This window comes from Kitasatospora nipponensis (genome assembly GCF_039528135.1).
GTDB classification, from domain to species: Bacteria; Actinomycetota; Actinomycetes; order Streptomycetales; family Streptomycetaceae; genus Kitasatospora; species Kitasatospora nipponensis.
The window spans coordinates 1-5,306 of the sequence record NZ_BAAALF010000319.1 but is presented as its reverse complement, the minus strand read 5'-3'; the positions used below and the strand labels follow the sequence as shown (position 1 = coordinate 5,306).

At 74.4% G+C, this 5,306-nt stretch carries 7 protein-coding genes; 1 reads left to right on the top strand and 6 read right to left on the bottom strand.

Annotated elements, in window-relative coordinates:
• Window positions 1-349: aggregation-promoting factor C-terminal-like domain-containing protein (locus ABD323_RS39300; RefSeq protein WP_344446904.1), on the top strand; the 349-nt coding region annotated here is incomplete at its 5' end.
• 104 nt (window positions 350-453) lie between these two features.
• Here ABD323_RS39300 and ABD323_RS39295 read toward each other — a convergent pair.
• The 6 genes from ABD323_RS39295 to ABD323_RS39270 form a co-directional block, all read right to left on the bottom strand.
• Window positions 454-1,365 carry an ABC transporter substrate-binding protein gene (locus ABD323_RS39295; RefSeq protein WP_344446903.1) on the bottom strand — a complete coding sequence of 304 codons (912 nt, stop codon included), beginning with the start codon at window positions 1,363-1,365 and terminating at the stop codon, window positions 454-456.
• 70 nt (window positions 1,366-1,435) lie between these two features.
• Window positions 1,436-2,134 carry an ABC transporter permease gene (locus tag ABD323_RS39290; RefSeq protein WP_344446902.1) on the bottom strand — a complete coding sequence of 233 codons (699 nt, stop codon included), beginning with the start codon at window positions 2,132-2,134 and terminating at the stop codon, window positions 1,436-1,438.
• Complete coding sequence (locus ABD323_RS39285) at window positions 2,131-2,799, bottom strand: ABC transporter permease (protein WP_344446900.1); 669 nt, start codon at window positions 2,797-2,799, stop codon at window positions 2,131-2,133. Before ABD323_RS39285 ends, ABD323_RS39290 begins: the two co-directional genes overlap by 4 nt.
• Window positions 2,789-3,961, bottom strand: a complete 1,173-nt coding sequence (locus ABD323_RS39280; RefSeq protein ID WP_344446899.1) for an ABC transporter ATP-binding protein — start codon at window positions 3,959-3,961, stop codon at window positions 2,789-2,791. Before ABD323_RS39280 ends, ABD323_RS39285 begins: the two co-directional genes overlap by 11 nt.
• A 246-nt stretch (window positions 3,962-4,207) precedes the next feature.
• The gene (locus tag ABD323_RS39275; RefSeq protein ID WP_344446898.1) at window positions 4,208-4,618 is read right to left on the bottom strand and encodes a rhodanese-like domain-containing protein; all 411 of its coding nucleotides are present in this window, start codon (window positions 4,616-4,618) and stop codon (window positions 4,208-4,210) included.
• The gene (locus ABD323_RS39270) at window positions 4,612-5,226 is read right to left on the bottom strand and encodes a cysteine dioxygenase (RefSeq protein ID WP_344446897.1); all 615 of its coding nucleotides are present in this window, start codon (window positions 5,224-5,226) and stop codon (window positions 4,612-4,614) included. The genes ABD323_RS39275 and ABD323_RS39270 overlap by 7 nt, the downstream gene beginning before the upstream one ends.
• Window positions 5,227-5,306 lie beyond the last annotated feature (80 nt).

Below are 5,306 nucleotides of genomic sequence, written 5' to 3'. Positions count from 1 at the left end.
CCCGCAGGCGCCCGCCGCCCCGCAGCCGGCGCCGGCCCCCGCGGCGGTCACCGACACCAGCCCCGGTGGCGTGCGCGCGCTGGCCCAGAGCATGGTGCCCGCCAACCAGTGGGCCGCCTTCAGCAACATCATCAGCCACGAGAGCAGCTGGAAGATCACGGCGGTCAACCCGTCCTCCGGCTCCTACGGCCTGGGCCAGGCGCTGCCGGCGAGCAAGATGGCCTCGGCCGGCTCGGACTGGCGCACCAACCCGGTGACCCAGATCAAGTGGACCCTGAACTACATGAACGACCGCTACGGCAGCCCGAACGCCGCCTGGTCCTTCTGGCAGAGCCACCACTGGTACTGAGCGGATCCGGCGCCGCACCGCGCCGCGCACGCACGAGCGGGCCCTCGGGCCGCCCCCGGTCAGGGGCGGCCCGAGGGCCCGCCGCTTGTGCCCCGCCCAGGCCCTCAGCCCAGGCCGTTGGCCTTGACCCACTCCTTGGCGACCGCCGAGGGGTCCGCCTTGTCGACCGAGACCTTCTTCATCATCGCGGTCAGTCCGGCGGTGTCCAGCTTCGCGGAGACCGCGTCCAGCGCCGCGCTCGCGGTGTCGTTCACCCCGGCCTTGTAGACCAGCGGCGTCACGTTCTGGGCGCCGAAGAGGTTCTTCGGGTCGGTGAGCGAGACCAGGCCCAGCTGGACGATCTTCGGGTCGGTGGTGAAGACGTTGCCGACCTGGATGCTGCCGTCCTTGAGCGCGTTGGCGGTGGTGTCGCCGGTCGGCTTCCACTCCTTGAAGGTCAGCCCGTAGACGTCCTTGAACTGCTGCTCGCGCCGCGACTTGAACTCCGGCGGCCCGCCGACGCTGAACTGTCCGGCCTGCGCGGCCAGGTCACTGATGCTCTGCAGGTGGAACCTGGTCGCGGTGTCCTGGCTGACCGTCAGGGAGTCCGCGTCCTGGGCGGCGGCCGGCTTGAGGATCCCCACACCGGCCGGCAGCGTGGTGCCGAGCGCCGCGTCGATGTCCTCGGTGCTGGTCGCGGTGGCCTTGCTGTCCAGGTAGCTGAGCAGCGCGCCGTTGTACTCGGGCAGCACGGTCAGGTTGCCGCTCTTGAGCTGCCCGTAGAGCACCTCGCGGCTGCCGATGTTGAACTTCTCCTCCACCTTGACGCCTTTGGCCTGCAGGGCCTGCGAGTAGATGGAGGCGAGCAGCACGTTCTCGGGGAAGTTCGCCGAGCCGACCACGACGGTCGAGCCGGCGCCCGCTGTTGTGGAACCCCCGGAGAGCGGATCGCTCTTCGATGAGCTGCAGGCGGTGGCGGCCAGGGCGACGGCGGTGAGCAGGACGGCGCCGGTGGTCGCGCGGGAGCGCAGGGACATGGTGGTTCCTTCCGGAGGGAGGGGCGGGTGATGGTCGGACGACGGTGTCGTGACGAGGTCGAGGGCGGGCTCAGCCGCGCGGGCGGCGCGCGGTGCGCGCCGGGCGGGCCCCGCGCAGGCCGGCGGGCAGCGCGAAGCGGTTCAGCAGCACGAACAGGCCCTGGGCGCCCAGCGCCAGCAGGACCACCAGCAGCGCGCCGCCGGCGGTCTGCGGGAAGTCGTGGGTGGCCAGGCCGTCCAGCACGTAGCGGCCCAGGCCGCCCAGGCCGACGTAGGCGGCCACCGTGGCGGTGGCGATCACCTGGACGGTCGCCGTGCGCAGGCCCGCGAGCAGGGCGGGCAGCGCGGAGGGCACGCAGACCTGCCAGAGCACCTGGCGGTGGGTCAGGCCGATGCCGCGGGCGGCGTCGCGCAGGGCCGGGTCGGTGCCGCGCACCCCTTCGACCGCCGCCACCAGCAGGACCGGCGCGGCCAGCGCGACCAGCGCCACCAGCACGGCCGTGTCGCCCACCCCGGCCACCAGGACCGCCAGCGTGACGAGCCCGAGGGTGGGCAGCCCGCGGGCGATGCCGGTCACCGAGGTGACCAGGCCGGTCGCCCGGCCGGTGTACCCCAGCAGCAGGCCCAGCGGCACGGCCAGCAGCGCCGCGTAGGCGAGTGCCTCGCCGCAGAACGTCAGGTGCTCGGCGAGCCGGTGCGCGATCGCGTCGGGGCCGTTGCGCCGGTCCGGGTCGGAGAAGAAGTCGGAGAGCCAGGAGAGCCAGTTCACCGCGACACCGCCGTCTCCTGGCCGGCCCACGGGGCGAGCAGCCGGCGGGCCAGCAACAGCACCGCGTCGGTGACCAGGGCGAGCAGGGCGACCAGCACGATGCCGGCCAGGATCGGGGTGGGGAAGGTCCGCTGGAAACCGTCGATGAAGAGGTAGCCCAGGCCGCCGCGCCCCACCAGCGCGCCGACGCTGGCCAGCGAGATGCTGGAGACGGTGGCCACCCGCAGACCGGCCACCAGGTACGGCACGGCGGACGGCAGCTCGACCGCGACCAGCCGCCGCCACGGCCCGTAGCCCATCGCGGTGGCGGCCTGCCGGACCGGCTCGGGCACCGCGCCCAGGCCGTCCACGACGGTGGGCAGCAGCACGGCGAGGCTGTAGAAGGTCAGCGGGATCATCACCAGGGACTGGGTGCCCAGCCCGGTGTAGGGGATCAGCAGGATGAAGACCGCCAGCGAAGGCAGCGCGTAGACCAGGTTGAAGACGGCCGCGAGCGGCTGGTAGAGCGGGCGGAAGCGCGAGCAGAGCAGGCCCAGCGGCAGCGCCAGCAGCAGGCCCAGGAGCACCGGGACCAGCGAGAGCACCGCGTGGTCGCAGAGCAGGTTCCACAGGTAGCCGAGGTGGTCGCCGAGCCAGCGCCAGCGGACCAGGGGCTCACCGTCCATGGCCGGCACCGCCGTTCGCGCGGGTGGCCTCGGGTATCCGGGCGCCGGCCGACTCCGCGGGGCCCGCCGTCGGCGTGGAGTCCGCCTTCGGTGTGGGCTTCGCCGTGCCCGCCTTCGTCGCGGCGCCGGCCGTCGCCTCGGGGCCCGCCGCGTCCAGGGCGTCCAGCACGGCCGCGCGCGGGGCCAGGCCCAGCAGCCGGCCCTCGGCGTCCAGCGCGACCGCGGCCCGGGCCGGGGAGAGGACCGCGCAGTCCAGCGCGGTGCGCAGGGTGTCGGCGCCGGGGTGGTAGACGGCGACCTGGTGGATCGTTTCCCCCGGACCGGTCCAGCCGGTCGGCCGGCCCTGCTCGTCCACCGTCACCCGCCAGCCCTCGTACGGCAGGTCGGCGCTGACCAGCGCGATCGCGCCGGCCGGGCGCAGCCCCAGCCCGCGCAGCCCGCGGTCGCGGCCCAGGAACGCCGCCACCTGCGGGTCGGCCGGCGCCGCCAGCAGGGTGGCCGGATCGGCCACCTGGCCGATCCGGCCGTGCTCGCGCAGCACCACGATCTGGTCGCCGAGCCGCACCGCCTCCTCGATGTCGTGCGTGACGAAGAGCACCGTCTTGTTCAACTCGGCTTGCAGGCGGAGCAGTTCGTCCTGCAGTCCGGCCCGCACCACCGGGTCGACGGCGCTGAACGGCTCGTCCAGCAGCAGCAGCGGCGGATCGGCGGCCAGCGCCCGGGCCACTCCGACGCGCTGCTGCTGGCCGCCGGAGAGCTGGAACGGGTAGCGCCTGGCGGTCTGCGGCTCCAGCCCGACCAGCTCCAGCAGCTCCATGGCGCGGGCCCGGGCCCGCTTGCGGTCCCAGCCCAGCAGGTACGGCACGGTGGCGATGTTGTCCAGGACCCGCCGGTGCGGGAAGAGCCCGGCCTGCTGGATCACGTACCCGATGCCCCGGCGCAGCTTGGCGGCCTCCAGCCGGGCGACGTCGGTGCCGTCCAGCAGCACCCGGCCCGCGGTCGGCTCGACCATCCGGTTGACCATCCGCAGGATCGTCGTCTTGCCGCAGCCGGACGGCCCCACCAGCACGGTGGTCCGGCCCGCGGGCACGGTGAGGTCCAGGCCCTCGACGGCGATCGTGCCGTCGGGGTGGCGCTTGCCGGCGCCGTCGAATCTGATCACGGGGTAGTCCTAGCTGTGGTGCGGAGGCACCGGTCGGGTCGTGCGGTGGTACGGCCTGTCGAGGGTGCGCCGGTGCCAGGGCGGATTGCCCGTGGCTGCCTGCCCCCACCAGGTCCAAGGGAAACCCGGAACGGCGATCGGTGACCGATCCGACACGCCGTGCGGACCTGGTGCGCGAGCCCCGGGGCCGGCGATCCGCGGTCACGGACCGTCAGGGACGGGTGGGACGCAAGGGATGAGTGGGACTCAGGTGGCGCCGGGATCGGCACCACCCGGCCCCGGTTCGGTCGGCAGCCCGGCCGCCGCCCAGGCGACGAAGCCGCCGTCCAGGTCGGTCGCCCGGTGCAGGCCCAGCTCGCGCAGGGAGGCCGCCGCGAGGCTGGAGGCGTACCCCTCCGAGCAGACGACCACCACCGGCAGCTCGTACCCCGTGGCCTCGGGGATCCGGTGGCTGCCGGTCGGATCGAGCCGCCACTCCAGGACATTGCGCTCGATCACCAGCGCGCCGGGGATCTGCCCCTCGCGCCCGCGCTGCGCCGCGGGGCGGATGTCCACCAGCAACGCGTCGTGCGCCCGCCAGGCGCGGTGCGCCTCGTGCGGGTCCGGCCGGTGCACGCCCTCGCGGGCCCGGGCCACCAGTTCGTCGATGCTCACCACTGCTCCGCCACCTCCACCGCGGTGCGCCGCAGGCCGCTGGCGCGCAGCTCGTAGCGGGCCATCGCGCTGAGCGGCGGCGAGTACGCGTGGATGGTCACCGCGGGCCCGCCCGCGGTGTTGCGCACGTCGTGCAGGAACGCCGGCCCGAAGGCGCGGACCGTGCCCGCCGGCAGCCGCCGGCTGTGCAGTTCGCCGTCGGCCTCGCCCAGCGAGAGCTCCTCCAGCTCGCCCAGGGCCACCGTGAAGGCGCCGCGCGAACCGCCGTGGTCGTGGAACCCGGTGGACTGGCCCGGCAGCCAGCTGATCAGCCAGATCTCGTGGTCCGGCCCGCCGCTGAGGCGTTCGTACCAGCGGTCGCCGACCGACAGGCGCACCTTGCCGATCCACTCCTCGGGCCGCTCGGCCAGCTCGCTGACCAGGGTCCGCAGGGCGGCGGGCGTGAGCGCGGGGGTGACGGCCGGGGTGACGGGGGTGCCCGCGGCGGGCGGCAGCCCGGTGGGTGCGCTCCGGTCAGGAGACCGGTCGCCGGGCCGGCGGGCCGTCGGCGGACTGGCCGGCGGCGCGGTGCGGGCATGCCGGGTGGGGATGGGGATCGGAATGTTCGCCATGCTGTTGACGCTCTGACGGGGTGTCGTTGGTCACTGGCCGGGCAAAGCCTTCTCGCAGGCGGCGTCGGGCGCATAGGTTG

What these genes read in the sequence shown, in the direction of transcription:
- ABD323_RS39295 (WP_344446903.1), bottom strand. Translation starts at nt 1,365, where the DNA reads ATGTCCCTGCGCTCCCGCGCGACCACCGGCGCCGTCCTGCTCACCGCC.
- ABD323_RS39285 (WP_344446900.1), bottom strand. Translation starts at nt 2,799, where the DNA reads ATGGACGGTGAGCCCCTGGTCCGCTGGCGCTGGCTCGGCGACCACCTC.
- ABD323_RS39270 (WP_344446897.1), bottom strand. Translation starts at nt 5,226, where the DNA reads ATGGCGAACATTCCGATCCCCATCCCCACCCGGCATGCCCGCACCGCG.